General features: G+C 71.3%; 14 protein-coding genes. 4 read left to right on the plus strand and 10 right to left on the minus strand.

Annotation, left to right across the window (positions count from 1 at the left end):
• Positions 1 to 2: 2 nt before the first annotated feature.
• Genes AB0K28_RS14490 through AB0K28_RS14500 form a run of 3 tightly spaced genes read right to left on the minus strand, consistent with a single transcriptional unit; the run spans position 3 to position 3,009 of the window.
• On the minus strand, positions 3 to 809 hold the full coding sequence (locus tag AB0K28_RS14490) for a carbohydrate ABC transporter permease (protein ID WP_364369349.1): 807 nt from the start codon (positions 807 to 809) through the stop codon (positions 3 to 5).
• Positions 806 to 1,711, minus strand: a complete 906-nt coding sequence (locus AB0K28_RS14495; protein ID WP_364369352.1) for a sugar ABC transporter permease — start codon at positions 1,709 to 1,711, stop codon at positions 806 to 808. The genes AB0K28_RS14490 and AB0K28_RS14495 overlap by 4 nt, the downstream gene beginning before the upstream one ends.
• Positions 1,712 to 1,737: 26 nt before the next feature.
• A complete protein-coding gene (locus tag AB0K28_RS14500; protein ID WP_364369355.1) occupies positions 1,738 to 3,009 on the minus strand; it encodes an extracellular solute-binding protein in 1,272 nt (423 codons plus the stop codon).
• Positions 3,010 to 3,170: 161 nt separating this feature from the next.
• Between AB0K28_RS14500 and AB0K28_RS14505 the strand changes: the two genes are divergently transcribed.
• Complete coding sequence (locus AB0K28_RS14505; RefSeq protein ID WP_364369358.1) at positions 3,171 to 4,280, plus strand: FCD domain-containing protein; 1,110 nt, start codon at positions 3,171 to 3,173, stop codon at positions 4,278 to 4,280.
• On the opposite strand, the gene AB0K28_RS14510 is transcribed toward AB0K28_RS14505, so the two are convergent.
• Positions 4,256 to 6,670 carry a glycoside hydrolase family 95 protein gene (locus AB0K28_RS14510; protein ID WP_364369361.1) on the minus strand — a complete coding sequence of 805 codons (2,415 nt, stop codon included), beginning with the start codon at positions 6,668 to 6,670 and terminating at the stop codon, positions 4,256 to 4,258. The genes AB0K28_RS14505 and AB0K28_RS14510 overlap by 25 nt on opposite strands.
• Before the next feature lie 203 nt (positions 6,671 to 6,873).
• On the opposite strand from AB0K28_RS14510, the gene AB0K28_RS14515 reads away from it, so the two are divergent.
• Positions 6,874 to 7,701 carry an amidohydrolase family protein gene (locus AB0K28_RS14515; protein WP_364369364.1) on the plus strand — a complete coding sequence of 276 codons (828 nt, stop codon included), beginning with the start codon at positions 6,874 to 6,876 and terminating at the stop codon, positions 7,699 to 7,701.
• On the opposite strand, the gene AB0K28_RS14520 is transcribed toward AB0K28_RS14515, so the two are convergent.
• Genes AB0K28_RS14520 through AB0K28_RS14545 form a run of 6 tightly spaced genes read right to left on the minus strand, consistent with a single transcriptional unit; the run spans position 7,698 to position 13,151 of the window.
• Positions 7,698 to 8,744, minus strand: a complete 1,047-nt coding sequence (locus AB0K28_RS14520) for an aldose 1-epimerase family protein (RefSeq protein ID WP_364369367.1) — start codon at positions 8,742 to 8,744, stop codon at positions 7,698 to 7,700. The genes AB0K28_RS14515 and AB0K28_RS14520 overlap by 4 nt on opposite strands.
• Complete coding sequence (locus AB0K28_RS14525; RefSeq protein ID WP_364369370.1) at positions 8,741 to 9,457, minus strand: SDR family oxidoreductase; 717 nt, start codon at positions 9,455 to 9,457, stop codon at positions 8,741 to 8,743. Before AB0K28_RS14525 ends, AB0K28_RS14520 begins: the two co-directional genes overlap by 4 nt.
• On the minus strand, positions 9,442 to 10,476 hold the full coding sequence (locus AB0K28_RS14530; RefSeq protein WP_345400027.1) for a hypothetical protein: 1,035 nt from the start codon (positions 10,474 to 10,476) through the stop codon (positions 9,442 to 9,444). Before AB0K28_RS14530 ends, AB0K28_RS14525 begins: the two co-directional genes overlap by 16 nt.
• Positions 10,464 to 11,654 carry a CoA transferase gene (locus tag AB0K28_RS14535; protein WP_364369374.1) on the minus strand — a complete coding sequence of 397 codons (1,191 nt, stop codon included), beginning with the start codon at positions 11,652 to 11,654 and terminating at the stop codon, positions 10,464 to 10,466. The genes AB0K28_RS14530 and AB0K28_RS14535 overlap by 13 nt, the downstream gene beginning before the upstream one ends.
• 1 nt (position 11,655) lies before the next feature.
• Positions 11,656 to 12,432 (minus strand): enoyl-CoA hydratase/isomerase family protein, encoded by a 777-nt coding sequence (locus AB0K28_RS14540; protein WP_364369376.1) that lies wholly within the window; start codon positions 12,430 to 12,432, stop codon positions 11,656 to 11,658.
• Between the two features lie 2 nt (positions 12,433 to 12,434).
• Positions 12,435 to 13,151: a FadR/GntR family transcriptional regulator gene (locus tag AB0K28_RS14545; protein WP_345400036.1), complete on the minus strand. Its 717-nt coding sequence runs from the start codon at positions 13,149 to 13,151 to the stop codon at positions 12,435 to 12,437.
• Positions 13,152 to 13,434: 283 nt separating this feature from the next.
• On the opposite strand from AB0K28_RS14545, the gene AB0K28_RS14550 reads away from it, so the two are divergent.
• Both AB0K28_RS14550 and AB0K28_RS14555 read left to right on the plus strand, forming a co-directional pair.
• Complete coding sequence (locus AB0K28_RS14550) at positions 13,435 to 14,415, plus strand: aminoglycoside phosphotransferase family protein (protein WP_364369379.1); 981 nt, start codon at positions 13,435 to 13,437, stop codon at positions 14,413 to 14,415.
• A gap of 354 nt (positions 14,416 to 14,769) precedes the next feature.
• Complete coding sequence (locus AB0K28_RS14555) at positions 14,770 to 15,747, plus strand: ABC transporter permease (RefSeq protein ID WP_345400045.1); 978 nt, start codon at positions 14,770 to 14,772, stop codon at positions 15,745 to 15,747.

Raw genomic sequence — 15,747 nt, forward strand, 5'->3', positions numbered from 1 at the left:
GGTCACCCTTTCGTAGCTCCTGCCGTGAGGCCGCTGATGATGTGCCGTTGCATGAAGACGAAGAAGACGAGCAGGGGAGCGATGGCCAGCAGCAGCGTCGGGAAGACCACCGAGTAGTCGGTGGAGTACTGGCTGACCGCCGCGTAGACGCCGGTGGTGACGGTGTAGAGGCCGCTGCCGGGGCCGAGGATGATCTGCGGGTTCACGAAGTCGTTCCACACCGAGAAGGTGTTGAGGATGATCATCGTGGCGACCGCGGGCCGCATGAGCGGGAAGACGATCTGCCAGAACGTCCGCAGCCTGCCCGCTCCGTCCACCGCCGCCGCCTGGTCGAGCACGGCGGGGACGGTCGCGATGTAGCCGGCGTACAGGAAGATCGAGAACGGCAGCGTGAGCGTGGTCTCGAACAGCACGAACCCCCGGATGGTGCCCATCAGGCCCAGGGTCTTGAGCACGTACACGACGGGGATGACCAGCACCTGGCCGGGGATGAAGGTGCCGGCCAGGAAGAACAGCATGAGGACGCGGAAGCGGCGCTTGGGGCTGCGGGCGATCACGTACGCGGCGGGCGCGGCCAGCCCCACCGACAGCACGTTGACCGCCACCACGAACAGCAGCGTGATCGCGTAGCCCTTGGCCACGTTGAAATTCGGGTTGGTCAGCGCCCTGCCGAGCGGTTCGAGGGTCAGGCCACCCAGGCCGAACGGGTTGGCCAGGATGTCCTGCTGGCCCTTGAAGGCGTTGACGGTCAGCACGTACAGGGGGATGAGCATGAAGGCGGCGGCCGCCCAGAGGAACGTCTTTCTCATTGGTGCACCGCCAGCTCGCCGCGCCTGCGCAGCTTCGTCACCACGAACGCCAGCGCCGCCGTGACCACCATGAGGATCACCGACTGCGCCGAGCCGAAGCCGAGGCGGGCGTCGTGGAAGGAGTTCCAGAGGATGAGGTAGGCGACGGTCTGCGTCTGCCCGGCCGGGCCGCCCGCCGTCAGCGAGACGACCAGGTCGTACGTCTTCAGCAGCGTCACCAGCGACAGCACGACGTTCACCGTCACCGACGGCCCCAGCGCGGGCAGCGTGACGTTCCTGAACACCTGCCACCGCGTGGCCCCGTCGATGCGGGCCGCCTCGATCAGCGAGTGCGGCACCGCCTGCAGCCCGGCCAGGTAGAGCACCACGTTGACGCCGAACCCGGCCCATACCAGCACCGCGATCATGGTGACGGTGGCCCACGTGGGGTCGGACAGGAACGGCAGCACCTCGCCGCCCCACGTGGTGATGAGGTTGTTGACCGCGCCGGTGGTGCCGAGGATGGCCGACCAGAGGAAGCCGACCACGAGGGCGCTGAGCACGTGCGGGTAGAACAGCACGATCCGGAAGAACGTGTTGAGCCGGGAGGCGCCGTTCACCAGGAGGGCGAAGCCGAGGCCGCACAGGTTGAGCCCGGCGGTGCCGGCCGCGGCGACGAGCAGGGTGACCAGCGCCGCGCGGCGCAGCTCGGGGTCGTCGAGCAGGGTGACGTAGTTGGCGGCGCCGACGAAGGCGGGGTCGGCGCTGAAGCCGTCCCAGTCGGTCAGGCTCAGGTAGAGGGCCAGGCCGACCGGGACGATCAGCATGACCACGTAGAGCACGGTCGCCGGCGCCACCATCAGCGTGGTCGCCAGGCCCTCGGTGCGGCGCCTGGAGCGCTCGCCCACGGGGGGCCGTCGCACGGTCGGGGGTGCCTCCCGGGTGAGCGTCATGACTTGGAGGCCACCCAGCGGTCCACGCCCTCCGCGACCTCCTTGGGCGACTTGCCCACGTACAGGCCCTGGACCTCGGTGTTCCACGCGGCGTTGAAGCCCTTGGGCAGGGTGGCGTCGCCGTAGCCCTCACCCTGCGGCACGCCCTGCGGCGCCTGGTCGAGGATCTCCTGGACCTGCTTCTCCAGCGGGGTGAACTCGCGCTCGACGCCGGTGCGGAAGTTGCCGTCCTGGGCGAGCTGGCTCTTGACCGCCGCGGGGTCGGTGACGAGCCACTGGACGAGCTTGAGCGCGGCGTCCTTGTTGGGGGTGGACTTGAGGATCATGTACGGGGCCGCCAGGGTCGCGCCCTGTGGCCCCGGGTAGGTCTGACCCTTGTCGACGGGGGCGGGGAAGACGCCGACCTCGAAGTCCTTCTTCGCCTTGGCCTCGGTGGCGGTGAACCAGCTCCCCATGACGTACATGCCGGATTTGCCGGACAGGAAATTGGTCTCGGCGTCGGCGTACTTCATGCCGAGCGCGTTCTCGTCGACGTACCCCTTGTCGATCCAGGTGCGGTAGCGCTCCAGGTAGGGCAGCAGCGACTCGCCCGCCTTGATCGTGCCCGCCTTGACGTCCTGCTGCCAGGCAGGGTGCAGCTGCGCCCTGCTCGGGTTGGACAGCTGCAGCAGCTGCAGCCCGGTGAGGAAGTCGCCGCCGGTCTGCAGCGGCAGGTAGCCCGCGTCCTTGAGCCGGCCCATGGCGGCGTCGAACTCGTCGAACGTGGTCGGCGGCTCCTCGATGCCCGCCTTCTCGAACGCGGTCTTGTTGTAGAAGACCAGAGACTGGGCCTGCACGCCGACGCCGACGGTGTAGATCCTGCCGCCCAGCTTGGCCTGCTCGGCGAGCGGCGTGTCCTTGGCCCACGGCTGGTCGGTCAGGTCGAGGAGCTGCTGGGCCAGCGTCTCGTCGGCCATCAGCGTCTCGACCACGTCGGGTGCGTTGCCCGCGGCGAGCTGCTGCGGCAGCGTGTCGGCCACGCCCTTGCCGGTCGGCGCCTCGATCTTGACGTCGATGCCGGGGTTGGCCTGCTCGAACGGCTTGACCAGGCCCTCCCAGTACGTCTGGGTGAGGTTCGGGCTGATGTTCACCAGCATCCGGACGGTGACCTGGCCGTCCTCGTTCTGCCGCGCCTGGGAGTCGCCGGCGAAGCCGCCCCCGCCGCAGCCGGTCAGGACGAGCAGGCAGCCGAGGGCCGATAGGGCGAGGGACGGTCGGGGGGAACGCATCGCACCTCCAAAGGGGCGAGATCTGCGACGCCTTTTAATGGGTCGGTACTCGATTAGCGATTATTTAATACGTTGGTCACATGGGGTCGTCAAGGGGATATGTGACGCTACAAAAACGTTTCCAGCGGCTTACTGAGTCATAAGTACGTTAAAGTGAGCCCGTGAACGCACCCGATGACGACAAGCGGCTGGTGGTGGGCGACGAGGAGCTCGCCACGCTGCGAGAGTGGGCCGCGCGCGAGCCGGCCAAGGGCCAGGCGCTGCGCAGCCGCATCGTCCTGGCCTGTGCCGAGGGGCTGCCCCGCAAGGAGATCGCGAGCAGGCTCGGCGTGAGTCCCGCCACGGTCGCCAAGTGGCGGGCCCGCTTCGTCGAGCGCGGCATCGACGGGCTCGACGACGCGCCCAGGCCGGGCCGCCCGCGCAGCCCCGAGCGGCAGGAGGCCGAGCGGGTCATCGCCGCCGCGGCCGACGGCGCCGCCGTGCCGTCCACCAGGACGATGGCCGCCCAGCTCGGCCTCTCGCAGTCCACGGTGGCGCGCATCTGGCAGGAGCAGCAGATCGCGCCGCCCACCGCCCGCCTGCTGCCCAGAGAGCTGCTGTCCGACCGCGTCTACGCGCTGCTGCGCGGCTGGATCGTCTCGGGCGAGCTGACGGCCGGGCAGCGCCTGGTGGAAGCCGAGATCGCCCGCCGGGTCGGCACCAGCCAGGCACCGGCGCGTGAGGCGATCAAGCGGCTGGCGCACGAGGGCCTGGTCATCTCCTATCCGAACCGAGGCAGCTACGTCGCCGAGATCTCGGACGAGCAGGCCCGGGAGGTTCGCGACATCAGGGTGTTGCTGGAGGAGTATGCCGCACGAGGTGCGGCCGCCCGCATCCAGCCCGAGACGCTGCGCCAGCTCTCGGCCGACGTGCTGGCCATGCGCAAGGCGGCGCGCGACGGCGACATCGGCGCCTTCCGCGACGCCGACCTCGCCTTCCACCGCCGGGTCTGCGCGGCCTGCGGAAACTCCTTCCTGCTGCGGCTGTGGCGGACGATCGAGTCGAACCTGTGGAGCCTGCACGTCGTGGGCAACCCGCTCTACGACGGCGACTGGGGCGCGATGGCCGGTCACCACGACGACCTGGTCGCGGCGCTGGCCGCGGGCGACCCCGAGGAGGCCGCCCGCCTGTTCGCCGCCCACGCCCGCGGCGAGGCCTCCCGCACCCGCCCCAAGAACGCGGCAGGTGCGGGAGAGGCCGTGGTGGTTCAGGCGGACGGGGTGACCTCGTAGGTGGCGCCGCGGCGGGTGTCCAGCACGATCACGCCCGGCTCCGGCCGCTCGGCCTTGACCGGCCGGCCGTGCTCGGTGACCGTCACAGGGCCCGCCGTGCGCAGCGTCAGCCGCCGCCCGAGGTTCGACCTGATCCGGCCGCGCCGCAGCGCGCCGCCGGCCCACTCCACGTCCACCTCGAACCCGCCACGGGCCCGCAGCCCCCGGTAGGACCCGGCCGGCCAGGCGGCGGGCAGGGCGGGCAGCAGGTGCACCTGGCCGGCGTGGCTCTGCAGCAGCATCTCGGTGATGCCCGAGGTGCCGCCGAAGTTCCCGTCGATCTGGAACGGCGGGTGCAGGTCGAACATGTTGGGCGCGGTCCGCGCCGGCACCAGCAGGTTCGACAGCCGCTTGTACGCCTCGACGGAGTCCAGCAGCCGCGCCCAGAAGTTGATCTTCCAGGCCAGCGACCACCCGGCGCCCGCCTCGCCGCGCAGCTCCAGCGTCCGCCGCGCGGCCTGGGCCAGCTCCGGCGAGAGCCTGGGGTCGATCTGGTGCGCGGGGAACAGCCCCCACAGGTGGGAGATGTGCCGGCTGCGCGACAGCGCCGCGTCGCCCCGGTAGTCCTCCTGCCACTCCTGGATCTGCCCGAGGTGCCCGATCTGGTTGGGGACGAGCCGCCCGCGCGCCTCCGACGCCTTGGCCGCCAGCTCGGGCTCGGCCCCGAGCACCTCCGACGCCTCGGCGAAGGCCCCGAACAGCTCGCGCAGGATCTGCATGTCCATGGTCGGGCCCGCGCAGATGCTGACGTTCTCGTCGTCGTCCTCGTGGTGGCCGACCTCGGGGGAGTGCGACGGGTTCGTCACCAGGTAGCCGGACCTGGGGTCGGTCTGCAGCGTGTCGAGGAAGAACTCCACCGAGCCCCTGATCAGCGGGAAGTGCTCGCGCAGCCGCCGCTCGTCGCCGGTGTAGAGGTAGTGCTCCCACAGGGTCAGGCAGAGCCAGGCGCCGCCGGTCGGCCAGACGCCGTAGAAGGCGAAGTCCACCGGCGCGGTGCCGCGCCAGCCGTCGGTGTTGTGGTGCGCGACCCAGCCCTTGGCGCCGTACTGCGTCTTCGCGGTCTTCGTGCCCGTCTCCGACAGGTCCTTGATGAGGTCGAAGAGCGGGTCCATGCACTCGATGAGGTTGCCGGGCGCGGCCGGCCAGTAGTTCATCTCCAGGTTGATGTTGATCGTGTACTTCGACTCCCACGCGGGGGCCAGGGAGTCGTTCCAGACGCCCTGGAGGTTCGCCGCGTGGCCGGGGGAGCGGGAGGAGGAGATGAGCAGGTAGCGGCCGTACTGGAAGTAGAGCGCGGCGAGCTGCGGGTCGGTGTCGAGCTGCTGGCGGGCGATGCGCTCGTCGGTCGGCAGCGCGGCCGCGTCGGACGTGCCGAGGTCGATCGACACCCGGCCGAACAGCTCCTGGTAGTCGCGTACGTGCCTGCGCCGCAGCACCTCGTACGGCTGCCCGCTGGCCCGCTTGAGATACCGCCCGGCCACCTCGGCGGGGTCGCCGCCGACGTCCCGGTAGCTGCGGTAGCTGGAGCCCATGGAGATGAGTAGCGTGACCTCGTCGGCGCCCTCGACCGACAGCGTGCCGCCCTCGGTGCGCACGGTGCCGCGTTCGGCCTCCGCCTTGGCCAGGGCGCGGAAGCGCACCTCGCCCTTCAGGCCCTGGGTGTCGCCGCTGACGCCGTCGAGCGCGATCGTGTCGCTCCCGGCCGCCGAAGAGGTGACGTCCTGCGGGCTGGAGAAGGCGGCCTGGAACGTCACCGAGCCCGGCTGGTCGGCGCTCAGCCGGACCACGATGACCTGGTCGGGGTTGCCGGCGAAGACCTCCCGGGTGTGCCGCACGCCGTCGCGCACGAAGCTCACGGAGGTGACGGCGGTGGTCAGGTCCAGCTCGCGGCGGTAGTCGGTGAACTCCTCGGAGCCGGGGAAGGTCAGCGTCAGGTCGCCGAGCACCTGGTACGGCGCCTGCTCGCTGGGCTGCCCGAGGAACTTCTGGTCGGCCAGGTTCTGGGCCGCCTTCCACTTGTCCTCCCACACCCACTGCCGGATCTGGGGGAGCGCGCCCAGCGCCTCGGGGTTGTCGTAGGTGTGCGGGCCGCCGGCCCAGATGCTGTCCTCGTTGAGCTGGAGCCGTTCTGTGGCCACGCCGCCGAAGACCATCGCGCCCAGCCGGCCGCAGCCGACGGGCAGCGCCTCCAGCCACTCGGCGGCCGGGCGGGTGTACCAGAGGGTCAGGGCGTCGTCGCCGGCGGCGGCCCAGGCGGGGCCGGCCGTGACGCCGTTCACGAGCAGGGATCCGGCGGCGGCCGTCAGACCGGTCGCGAGCACGCCTCGGCGGGTGTAGCCGTCGTTCGTCACGGTTGCTCCTGTTCGGTGGGGTGGGGGATGGACGCTCGCCCGGGGGGCGACGAGCCGGCTGCCCGGGGTCAGTGCCGGGTGCGCACTGCCGTGAGCACGAGCCAAGGGCGAGAATCGCCCTATACATGGGATGTATCTTTACGTCACACTGTCGACATCTGTCCAGACCCGGCGTAATTTCGTTGAAACATCGGAGGAAAGCCGTGAGCCGTATCGACGCCCACCACCACGTCTGGGACCTGGCGACCCGCCCGCACACCTGGCTCGACCCGGAGCCGATGGCGCCGGTGCGGCGCACGTACACGCTGGACGACCTCGCCGGGCACGCCGCGGCGGCCGGCGTGACGCGCACGGTGCTCGTGCAGGTGCTGCCCGACCTCGACGAGACCCGCGAGTTCCTCGCGCTCGCAGCCGCGTCCGAGCTGGTCGCCGGCGTGGTCGGATGGATCGACCTCACCGCGCCGGGCGTCGCGGACACGCTGGCCGCGCTGCCGCCGGGGCTCGTGGGCGTGCGCCACGGCGTGCAGTCCGAGCCCGACCCGGCCTGGCTCGACCGGCCGGACGTGCGCCGCGGGCTGGCCGGCGTGGCCGCCGCCGGGCTCGCCTACGACCTGCTCACGCTGCCGCACCAGCTCCCTTCCGCGATCGGGACGGTGGCCGCGCTGCCCCAGCTGACGTTCGTGCTCGACCACCTGTCCAAGCCACCGATCGCGAGCGGCGAGCTGGAGCCGTGGCGCGGCCACATCAGGGAGCTGGCCGCGTACCCGAACGTCTTCTGCAAGCTCTCCGGCATGGTCACCGAGGCCGAACACACGTCCTGGCGGGTGTCCGACCTGCGGCCGTACGCCGAGACCGTGCTGGAGGCGTTCGGGCCCGAGCGGGTGATGTTCGGCTCCGACTGGCCGGTCTGCCTGCTCGCCGCCCGCTACGACCAGGTCGTGGCGGCCGCCGACGAGCTGTGCGCCGGCCTGTCGGAGGACGAGCGGGCCGCCGTCTTCGCCGGGACCGCCCGCCGCGCGTACCAGATCTAGGCGGCCTCCACCCTGAACGTCGTGTGGTAGCTGCGCGACTCCTGCGGGCCCAGCCAGATCATGCTGCCGTCCTGGCGGGCCGCGGCGTCGCCCGCCACGTGGTGGGTGGAGGGCTCGAGACCGACCGCGTAGTTGCCCGAGCGCAGGTTCAGCCACTCGAAGAAGTACGGGAACTCCGCCGCCCGCCACTCGACGGCCACCCGCATGCCGATCCGGTCGTTGACCACGGCCACCCGGTGCAGCCCGTCGGAGCGCGGCACCAGCGCGTGCTCGTACACCTGCTCCACGAACCCCGGCGCCGGCCCGGGGAAGACGACGTGGTCGGCCTTCTGCTCGGCGACGCTGTCGCTCCGCCACAGCGTCTCGCGGACGTCGGCCTCCAGCCTGGCGCCCTCGTCGAGCAGCGGCCAGCCCAGATTGATGTGGTACAGGTACATGTGCGGCGTCGGCTCGAACCCGGCGTTCGTCACTGTGTCGGTCAGCCGGATCTCGTCGCCGCCCAGGTCGGCCTCGATCCGGCGGACCAGCCGCAGGTTCTCGGCGAAGACCGCCGCCTGCCGCATCTCGCCCTCCGCCCACAGCACGCAGCGCTCGCCGTCCCACCGCTCGCCGTAGCCGGTCAGCCGCGCCGGCAGGTTCCCGGCCCGGCCGTGCAGCCCGTGCCGTACGGACGCGCGCGGCGGATACCGGTAGCCCTCGGCAGGCACGTCGCCGCCGAACAGCGTGTGGTCGAGCCCGGCCGTCACGATCAGCCCCGAGAACGAGCGCAGCCACGACAGCCCGTCCTCGTCGTTGTTCTCGTGCAGCCCGGGGTGCCGGAAGCCGGTGGGGGAGCGCCAGCCGAAGGCGCGCCCGGCGTGCTCGGCGTGCCCGATGTCCATGCACCGGTCCACCAGCACGTCGAACGCCAGCCCAGAGCCGGTGCGGAACTCCAGCGTCCTGATGCCGCGCTCGACGCCGTCGCCCAGCGTCACCAGCCGGACCCCGCCGGCCGCGCTCGGATCGCCCGTCAGCTCGGCCAGCCGGCCGCGGTTCGGCATCATGCCATCACCCACCCTCCGTTGACTTCGATGGTCTGGCCCGTGACGAAGGAGGCGTCGGGGCCGGTCAGGAACGACACCACGGCGGCCAGCTCGTCCGGCGTGCCGCGCCGCTGCAGCGCCTGCCGCTCCAGCACCATGCGGTTGTACGCCTCCAGGTCCTCGTGGATCTCCTCGGCCGCCGTCGGGAACGCGCCGGGCGAGACGCAGTTGACCCTGATCTCGCGCGGGCCCAGCTCGCGGGCCAGCGCCCGGGTGAGCGCCGCCGCCGCGCCCTTGGTCGAGACGTACGCGGCCAGGTCGGACCAGCCGCCGTGCATGGTGATCGAGGCGACGTTGACGATCGCGCCGCCGCCGAGATCGAGCATGTGCTTGGCGGCGTGCTGCGCGCACAGCCAGTAGGCGCGCTGGTTGACCGCCACCACCTCGTCGTACTCGGCGGGCGGCACCTCGAGGAACGGCCTGGCCGGGTAGACGGCGGCGTTGTTGACGAGAATGCCGACCGGGCCGAGCCGCTCGGCCGTCTCGGCGAACGCCGCCTCGATCGCGGCCGGGTCGCGCAGGTCGGTCTTCAGGGTGAGCGCGCCGGCCAGGCCGCCCGCGTCGACGTCGAGTGCCGCCACCCGGTGGCCGTCGGCGGTCAGGCGGCGCACGATCGCGCCGCCGAGCGCGCCGGCGGCTCCCGTGACGAGCGCCGTGGTCAAGTCGTCCTCCATTCCTCGTGCAGCTCCTTCAGCAGGCTCCTGGGCGGGGTCCCGGCCAGCAGCCCGTCGCGGACGATCGCGGACGAGCGCCGCTGCCGCTCGATGTAGCCGGGGAAGCGCGGCCTGATCCAGGCGGCCTCCAAGGTCGCGCGGGTGTCGCGGTAGAAGCCGTCGCCGTTCTCCCAGACGGAGTGCGCGGCCGGCTGCCCGCCGGTGGCCGGGAACAGCCCGGCCTGCACCGGCTCCGACGTCAGCCGCAGCAGGTGCGTCCGCACTGACTCGCGCTTGCCGGCGGCGCGGCGCGAGACCGCGAGGCCGGTGCCGCCCAGCACGCTGCCGGGCGGACCGCCGGGCCAGGCGGGCGCGTCGGAGAAGGCCAGCGGGTACGTGACGTAGCCGTACAGCAGGGGACACCAGTCGATCCGGCCCGCCGCGATCGCGTCCAGCACGCCGATCGGGTCGAGCAGCGACACCTCGCGGTCCGCGTGCGCCAGCAGCTCGGCCATCAGCTCCAGCGCCCGCTCGCCGGCCGCCTCGTCCAGGAAGTCGCCGCAGGTCAGCGCGCAGAACATGAGGAACGCGTGCGGCCCGCCGAGACACAGCGCCAACCGTGCGCCCCGCGCCCGCGCGGCCACCTCCGGCCAGGTGCCCGGCACCCGCAGGCCCTGCCGGGCGGCGGCCACCTGGGCCGCGGCGTCCAGCGGCAGCGCCCACTGGCGGCCGTCCAGCCGGTAGCTCTCCCATGACCGGCCCGCGAACCGCAGCCCGGCCAGCTCCTCAGGGGCGAACAGCTCCTCCATCGGCACCAGCGCGTCCACCGCCGCACCCAGCCCTGGATGGTCGATCACCAGCACGTCGTACGTCTCGGCCAGCGTCGCGATCGGCTCGGACTCGAACCCCTCCAGGGGCTGCCTGTCCCACCTGATCGGCTCGGGCACCCGCCCGTACGGGTGCTCGCCCGCCTGGTCGAGCCGGGTCAGCCGCTCCAGCGGCGCGTACCCGCGCGGATGGTCCCAGGTCAGTCCTCGCATGCCAGCACGCCCTCCGCCACCAGCTCGGCGGCGCGCTCGGCCGGGTAGCCGAGCTCCGCGAGCAGCTCCCTGGTGTGCTCGCCCACCAGCGGCGCGCCCCTGCGCACCTCCGGCGGGGCGGCGCTGAGGCCGTAGGGGAAGCCGGGCGTGGTGACCGTGCCCTCGGTGCGGTGCTCGTAGGTGACGAACGAGCCGTTGTGCTCGACCTGCGGGTCGGCGACCAGGTCGGCGTAGCCGTAGACCGGGCCGGCCCACAGGTCGTGGCGGGCGAAGATCTCCAGCCACTCTGCCGTCGTGCGCTCAGGCAGCCGGGACGCGACCAGCGCGGTGATCTCGTCGCGCCTGGTGTGGCCGTCGGCGTCGCCGTCCATCGCGGCCAGCTCCGGCAGGCCGAGCGCCACGGCCAGGCCGTCCAGCCGGGGCATGGCGAGCGCGACGTAGCCGTCCTTCGTGGCGAAGACGCCGTACGGGGCCCTGATGTAGGTGTGGCCGTGCGGCTCGCGGCCGCGCCGCTGCGGCACCTTGCCGACCGTGAAGATCGACAGCTCCTGCATCTGCACGGCGACCGCCGCGTCCAGCATGTTCACGCTCACCCGCTGGCCCTCGCCGGTCCGCTCGCGGTGCAGCAGCGCGGCCAGCGCGCCCTCGAAGGCGCTGTAGGCGGTGATGGCGTCGATCGCGTACGAGCCCGCGGGCGCCGGCGGGTCGCCCTGCCTGCCCGTGCTCAGCATGGCCCCGCTCATGGCCTGCAGCAGCAGGTCCTGGCCCGGCCGGGCGGCATAGGGCCCGGTCTCGCCGTAGCCGGACATGGAGACGTACACGATGGACGGGTTGAGCCCGCTGATCGTGCCGTGGTCCATGCCGAGCCGCTCGGCCACGCCCGGCCGGTAGTTCTGCAGGAACACGTCGGCCGTCGCGGCCAGCCGGTGCACGATCTCGCGGCCCGCCTCGGACTTGAGGTTCACCGCGAGGCTGCGCTTGTTGCGGTTGAGCGACAGGAACGAGGCGTTGACCTTGGTGCCGGTCGCGCCGCCCGCCGGGGCGTGACGCTGCCACTCGCCCGTGACCGGCTCCACCTTGACCACGTCGGCGCCGAGGTCGCCGAGCCGCATCGCGGCCAGCGGCCCCGCCATCGCGATGGACAGGTCGATCACCCGGTAGCCGTCGAGCACGCCCATGTCAGCGTCCCTCGAAGACGGGCTCGCGGCGGGCGGCGAACGCGGCCCTGCCCTCGGCGGCGTCGGCCGTGGCGAAGCAGACGGTCTGCAGGTCGCGCTCGTACCTGATGGCCTGGTCGAGCGGCATCGAGTAGGCGGCGCCCAGGTTGGCCTTGGCGGTCTGCGCGGCGATCGGCGGACGCCTGCCGATGGTGGCGGCCAGCTCCTCGGCCGCCGCCATCAGCTTGTCCTGCGGGCGCACCTCGGTGACCAGGCCCCACGACAGCGCGCGGGCGGCGTCGATCGGGTCGCCGGTCAGCAGCATCGTGGCCGCGTTGCTCGGGCCCACCGCGTGCGCCAGCAGCGCCGACTGGCCGCTGCCGCCGATCCAGCCCAGCTTGATCTCCGGCGCGGCGAACGTCGCCGTCTCGGACGCCAGCCGGATGTCGCAGGCCAGCGCCAGCTCCAGGCCGCCGCCGTAGGCGTAACCGTTGATCGCCGCGATGATCGGCTTGCGCAGCGCGCGGACGGCGTCGCCGTAGTCGCCGCGGTTGCGGAACTCCCACGGCGTCGTGTACTCGTCCAGCTCGCGGATGTCGCTGCCGACGCAGAACGAGCGCTCGCCCGCCCCCGTCAGGACGGCCACCCTGATCTGCGGGTCGGCGTCCACCCTGGTCAGGCAGGCGCGCAGCGCGGCGGCCATGTCGGGGGTGATGGCGTTGAGCTTGGCGGGTCTGTTGAGGGTGACGACGGCCACCGGGCCGTCGACGTCGAGGAGGACGTCCAAGGGGAGGCTCATTTCTAGCAGCAGAGACGTACGTGCTGTTCGGCGTCGGCGCGGGCCACCTCGACCACCGTGCGCATGGCCTCCTCGGCCTTGCGGTGGTGGCGGCGCCTGATGGCCTGGGCCACGCGCTCGTGGTTCGGCAGCGTTTCCTTGTTGTGCGCCACCGAGCGGGTGTGCACCTGGCGCACGGACCGCAGGGCGATGCTGATCATGTCGTAGAGGTAGAGCAGCAGGTCGTTGTCGGCGGCGGCGAACACCGCCTGGTGGAAGGCCAGGTCGGCCTCGATGAACGGCTCGGGGTCGTCGGCCGTGGCGTACAGCGCGGCCAGGGCTTCGTCGATGCGGCGCAGCGCCGCCGCGTCGGCCCGCTCGGCCGCCACCCTCGCGGCGCCGGGCTCCAGCGCGACCCGCAGGTCGGCCAGCACCCGGATGTCCTCCGGGCGCGGCTCGGGCTCGAAGCGCCAGCTCAGCACGTCGGCGTCGAGCAGGCTCCACGACTCGCGGGGCCGCACGATCGTGCCCGCGCTCCTCCTGGTCTCCAGCAGGCCCTTGCCGGCCAGCACCTTCACGCCCTCGCGCACCGCCGAGCGGCCCACGCCCAGCTCGCCGACCAGCTCCTCCTCGATGGGGATGGAGGTGCCCGGCGCGAGGTCGCCGTTGACGATGCGGGCGCCGAGCGCGCGTACGACCTGGACGTGCCGGGCCGCGTCACTGCGGGGATCAGTAGCCACGGACCCGCACGCTATCCCGAGTCCGGCCGAATTCCTAGACCCTTCATCAGATGAAGTTCGAGTTTCATCTGATGAAGTCTTCTACAGAGCCGCGGTCCGGTAGTAGCTTGCCGTGAGGCTGGTGGCTCGCCGCGAGTCTGGTAGCTCGACGTGAGGCGTTGGCCGGGGGTGACACCTCGGGGCAGGTGGTGGCGGCGTTGGGGGCGGATGACTTCTTTCTGCGGGCGGCCGCGGGTTCCGTTCCGGCCCTGGGCGGTGGTCGCGGGGCGGGATGATGGTCGGCATGCACTTCCAGCCGATCGAGCGCCCCGCCCAGGCGTTCCAGCAGCCCGTGACCCCCGCCCACCTCCAGGAGATCAGCCGCCGGGTGTTCGGCCGCGACGTCGTGGAGGCGGTCGAGCTGGGGCTCGGCATGTACAACACCACGTACAAGGTGACGATCGAGGGGCGGGACCGGCCGGTGGTGATGCGGTTCGCGCCGGAGCCCGCCCGTCAGGCCCGCTCCGAGCGGGAGCTGATGCGCAACGAGTACGCGACCGCCCCCTACCTCGCCCCGATCGCCCCGCTGATGCCCAGGATCATCGCCGCTGACTGGTCGCACGAGCTGATCGGCCGCGACTACCTCGTGCAGACGCTCCTGGACGGCGTGCCGGCCCCCGACGGCCTGCCCGGCTACCCCCGCCCCACCTGGACGAGCTTCTTCAGGAAGATGGGGGAGGTCACCAGAAAGGTCCACGACGTGCGCGGCCCGGCATTCGGCCCGGTGGCGGCGCCCGCGTACCGGACGTGGAGCGAGGCCGTGGCAGGCGCCCTGCGCGAGCTGGCGGCGGACGCGGAAGACGCCGGCCTGCACGCCGCCGACCTGCGTAAGGCCGCCGCGCTGGCGGAGGAGCGGCGTGACGTGCTCGACGAGATCACCGAGCCGCGCCTGCTCACCGGCGACCTGTGGACGGTCAACACCATGATCGCCGAAAAGGCGCCCGAGCCCACGCTGACGGGGGTGCTCGACTTCGACCGTACGTGGTGGGGCGACCCGGCCGCCGACTGGACGATCAGGATGGCGAACGCGAAGCAGGACGAGCGGCTGGCGTTCTGGGAGACGTACGGGAAGCAGGAGCGCACCCCCGCCGCGGCCTGGCGCTCGCTGATCTACGAGATCCGCCATCTCGGCGCCGTCCGGCTGGAGCGTCACCGTCACGGGGAGTCCGACGGCGTCGCGCAGTCCTACGACGACGTGGCCGCCGTGCTCGCGGAGATCGATTGAGGCTCACAGCGCCGCCTCTCCGAATATGATGTTGATCATCGATCGGGGCCGTCAATTGATGTCCGGATTCTGTGACACAAGCCCCTGCGAGAGGCGCTGGAACGACCATCTGATCAGCCGCATTTCCGCAGGTGACCCCCTGTTTTTCGGGTCTCGGAGCGGGCCGGGGCGATCTATTGCGAGTGACCTGACCGTTATATTTCACCATTCTGACTGTTATCGCTTTGCTTATATATTGCGCGGTGATCAGTCATCTTGGCGTCACGTGAATTTCGCGATGTGAGATGGGATTTCCGTTGAGGAGGCGTCGCTCCGCGAGGGGTGCGCGCCCTCGATCAACGCGAACGGAGAGTGATGGGCAAGTACCTGCTCCGCAGGTTGGCGATAAATGTGATCTTGGTCGCTATCGCGGCAAGCTTGGCGTACATGCTCGCGGCCACCACCATGAACCCGCGAGCGGCGTACGAGGGGCGGCAGCCCCCGGTTCCCGAGGCGACCATCGACGCCACACTTGATGCCTACAACCTGAACGACAAGACGCCCGTGCTCGAGCGCTACGCCACCTGGGCCTCGGGCGTCATCACCGGAGACTTCGGCAAGACCTGGAACGGCGGCTCGGTCAACGCCGAGATGGGCCGCCGGGTCATGGTCAGCCTCCGGCTCCTGCTCATCGGCACCCTGCTGGGGTTCGCGGTGGGCGTGGCGCTGGGTGCGATCTCCGCGGTCAAGCAGTACAAGCTCAGTGATCGGTTAATAGGGGTCAGTTCCTTCGTCATCATGGCGATCCCGGTGTTCGTGCTGGCCACGTTGCTGGCGATCGCGACGTACAACCTGAACAGAGGGCTCGGGTTCACGCTGATCGAGTACACCGGCGAGTACGACCCCCGGCTCTCCGGCTGGGACCAGTTCCTCAACCGGCTGAACCACCTCATCCTCCCGACGATCTCCCTCAGCCTCGGCTCCATCGCGTTCTACAGCCGGATCCAGCGCAACATGATGCTCGACGTGCTGAACCAGGACTTCGTCCGCACCGCGATGGCCAAGGGCCTGCGGCGCAGGACGGCGCTCATCAAGCACGCGCTGCGCACGGCGCTGATCCCGTCGGCGACGTACTTCGCGTTCGCGTTCGGGACGATGTTCACCGGCGCCACGTTCACGGAGAAGATCTTCGCCTGGCACGGCATGGGCGCCTGGCTGGTCGACTCGATCAACCAGAACGACGTGAACTCGGTGGCCGCGGTGACCTTCTTCGCCGCGGTGTGCGTGCTCGCGGCGTCGTTCCTGTCGGACCTGCTGGTGGCAGCCCTCGATCCACGGGTGCGGGTGAGCTAG

Source organism: Nonomuraea sp. NPDC049504 (assembly GCF_040676845.1).
Taxonomy (GTDB): domain Bacteria; phylum Actinomycetota; class Actinomycetes; order Streptosporangiales; family Streptosporangiaceae; genus Nonomuraea; species Nonomuraea salmonea.

What these genes read in the sequence shown, in the direction of transcription:
- AB0K28_RS14535 (WP_364369374.1), bottom strand. Translation starts at nt 11,654, where the DNA reads ATGGGCGTGCTCGACGGCTACCGGGTGATCGACCTGTCCATCGCGATG.
- AB0K28_RS14490 (WP_364369349.1), bottom strand. Translation starts at nt 809, where the DNA reads ATGAGAAAGACGTTCCTCTGGGCGGCCGCCGCCTTCATGCTCATCCCC.
- AB0K28_RS14555 (WP_345400045.1), top strand. Translation starts at nt 14,770, where the DNA reads ATGGGCAAGTACCTGCTCCGCAGGTTGGCGATAAATGTGATCTTGGTC.
- AB0K28_RS14520 (WP_364369367.1), bottom strand. Translation starts at nt 8,744, where the DNA reads ATGATGCCGAACCGCGGCCGGCTGGCCGAGCTGACGGGCGATCCGAGC.
- AB0K28_RS14550 (WP_364369379.1), top strand. Translation starts at nt 13,435, where the DNA reads ATGCACTTCCAGCCGATCGAGCGCCCCGCCCAGGCGTTCCAGCAGCCC.
- AB0K28_RS14525 (WP_364369370.1), bottom strand. Translation starts at nt 9,457, where the DNA reads ATGGAGGACGACTTGACCACGGCGCTCGTCACGGGAGCCGCCGGCGCG.
- AB0K28_RS14540 (WP_364369376.1), bottom strand. Translation starts at nt 12,432, where the DNA reads ATGAGCCTCCCCTTGGACGTCCTCCTCGACGTCGACGGCCCGGTGGCC.
- AB0K28_RS14500 (WP_364369355.1), bottom strand. Translation starts at nt 3,009, where the DNA reads ATGCGTTCCCCCCGACCGTCCCTCGCCCTATCGGCCCTCGGCTGCCTG.
- AB0K28_RS14530 (WP_345400027.1), bottom strand. Translation starts at nt 10,476, where the DNA reads ATGCGAGGACTGACCTGGGACCATCCGCGCGGGTACGCGCCGCTGGAG.